The following is a 2,321-nucleotide window of genomic DNA, read 5'->3' on the forward strand; positions in this document are numbered from 1 at the left end:
TCGCGCCCGCGACGAGGCTCTCGGCGTCACCGGCGCGTCGCTGTCGCCGGGCCTGCGCTCGATGACCGCCCGCGCCGCGGCCGCGCAGCCGTTCGCCGCCGCCGCCGACATGCTCGCCGAACTAGCCGGAATCCGGTTGTCGGCCAAACGGATCGAACGCTCCGCCGAAACCGACGGCGCCGCCGTCGCGGCGCCCATCACCGCCGAAGCTCCCGCGATCGCGTGCGGCAAGGTCGCCGTGCTGCCCGCCCCGGCCGACCGCGCGCAAACGCCGGACAAGCTCTACCTCGCCATCGACGGCACCGGCATGCCCATGGCGCCCGCCGCCACCACCGGCCGCGCCGGCAAGAGCGGCGACCGGCGCGCCCATACCCGCGAGGTGAAACTCGCCCGCCTGTTCACCCAAACCACCGTCGACGACGACGGCCGACCGGTGCGCGATGAGGACTCCACCAGCTACCTGGCCAGTTTCGCCCCCGCCGACCAGTTCGCCACCCTGGTGGCGGCCGAGGCCCGCCGCCGCGGCGCCGATGACATCCGCCAACTGGTCGTGCTCGGCGACTGCGCCCCCTGGATCTGGAACCTGGCCACCCAGGTCGCCCCCGAAGCCACCCCGATCGTGGACATCTACCACGCCCGCCAACACCTGCACGACCTCGCCGCCGGACTTGCCCCCGTCCTCGGCGAGCGGCACCCGCATTGGCTGACCGCCCGGCTGGCCGACCTCGACACCGGTGACATCGAAACCCTCGTTACCGAAACCACCCGCCTCGCGCTCACCGCCGACCTCGCCCGCGACACCGACAAAGCGTTGGCCTATTTCAAAACCAACGCCCACCGCATGCGCTACGCCTACTTCCGCGACCACGGCATGTTCGTCGGCTCGGGCACCGTGGAAGCCGGCTGCAAAGCCATCGTCGGTCAACGACTCAAACTCTCCGGCATGCGTTGGAACATCCCCGGCGCCACCGGCATCCTCACCCTGCGCTGCCAGCACGCCAGCGGTCGCTGGGAACAGATCTGCACACAGCCGCACAACCAGACCGCCACCGCGTGACCAGGCCGATATCAAGATCAACAACAACTACCTACAAATCTGACGCGCACCCCGGCGGATTCCGGCGGCCGAGATTTGTCATACCCGGCTGCGATGATGGGGGTATGTCGGTGACCGCATCGTTGGGCGCTGCGGCAACGCGCCCTGGCCAGCGCCTTGAGGTGCTGTTTGAGGAGTTGGCGGAGTTGGCCGGTCAGCGCAACGCGATTGATGGACGCATCGTGGAGATCGTCGCCGAGCTCGATCGCGACGAGCTGTGCGGTGCTACGGGTGCGCGGTCGGTGGCGGCGTTGGTGGCCTGGAAGCTCGGGGTGTCCTCGGGCAACGCCCACACGATCGCCACCGTGGCGCGCCGGCTCGAGGAGTTCCCACAGTGTGCCCAGGGCATGCGGGAGGGTCGGCTGTCGCTGGATCAGCTCGGCGTCATCGCCGCCCGGGCCGGACAGGGATCTGATGAGCATTACGCGCAGTTGGCGCGGGTCGCCACGGTCAACCAGCTGCGCACCGCGGTCAAACTCGAACCGCGACCCGAACCCGATCCTCGGCCGCAACCGCAGCCCTCGATCACCAAGACCTCTACCGAGGAGTTCAGCTGCTGGCGGATCAAACTTCCGCACGACGACGCGGCGAAGTTCGACGCCGCACTGGCGTCTCATCGTGAGGCGCTGATCGCGGAGTGCAAGCAGGATCACGGCACTGGCGCGGCCGCATCAGATCAGCGGCCGCCGTTGCCGGGCGCCGTCGAGGCGTTTATGCGTCTGGTGGAGGCCGGATGGGATGCCGAGGTGGCCCGCCGGCCCCACGGGCAACACACCACGGTGGTGGTGCATCTCGACGTGGCCCAGCGCGCCGCGGCGCTGCATTTGGGTCCGCTGCTGTCCGATGCCGAACGCCGCTACCTGAGCTGTGATGCCACCGGTGAAGTTTGGTTCGAACGTGATGGCCAGCTCATCGGTTCCGGCCGGGCGACCCGCGTGATCAACCGGCGGCTTCGCCGCGCCCTCGAGCACCGCGACCGCACGTGCGCGGTTCCCGGGTGCGGCGCTACCCGTGGTCTGCACGCCCACCACCTCCGGCACTGGGAAGACGGTGGTGCCACCGAGTTGGCCAATCTGGTGCTGCTCTGCCCGTATCACCACCGCAGCCACCACCGCGGCCTCATCACCATCACCGGACCCGCTGACGCCCTCACCGTCACCGACAACGCCGGCCGACCGCTGCGCCCAGGATCGCTGGCACGCCCACCAACCCAACCCCCGCCCAC

At 69.7% G+C, this 2,321-nt stretch carries 2 protein-coding genes; both read left to right on the forward strand.

Annotation, left to right across the window (positions count from 1 at the left end):
• The first annotated feature begins 61 nt into the window (after positions 1 to 61).
• Positions 62 to 1,057, forward strand: a complete 996-nt coding sequence (locus tag EET03_RS29470) for an ISKra4 family transposase (protein ID WP_425271574.1) — start codon at positions 62 to 64, stop codon at positions 1,055 to 1,057.
• A 104-nt stretch (positions 1,058 to 1,161) separates the two neighbouring features.
• A partial coding sequence (locus EET03_RS29475) for an HNH endonuclease signature motif containing protein (protein ID WP_136625794.1) occupies positions 1,162 to 2,321 on the forward strand: 1,160 nt, incomplete at its 3' end.

Source organism: Mycobacterium innocens (assembly GCF_900566055.1).
GTDB classification, from domain to species: Bacteria; Actinomycetota; Actinomycetes; order Mycobacteriales; family Mycobacteriaceae; genus Mycobacterium; species Mycobacterium innocens.

Excerpts from the sequence above, each read along its gene's own strand:
- EET03_RS29470 (WP_425271574.1), top strand. The coding sequence starts at position 62 with ATGACCGCCCGCGCCGCGGCCGCGCAGCCGTTCGCCGCCGCCGCCGAC.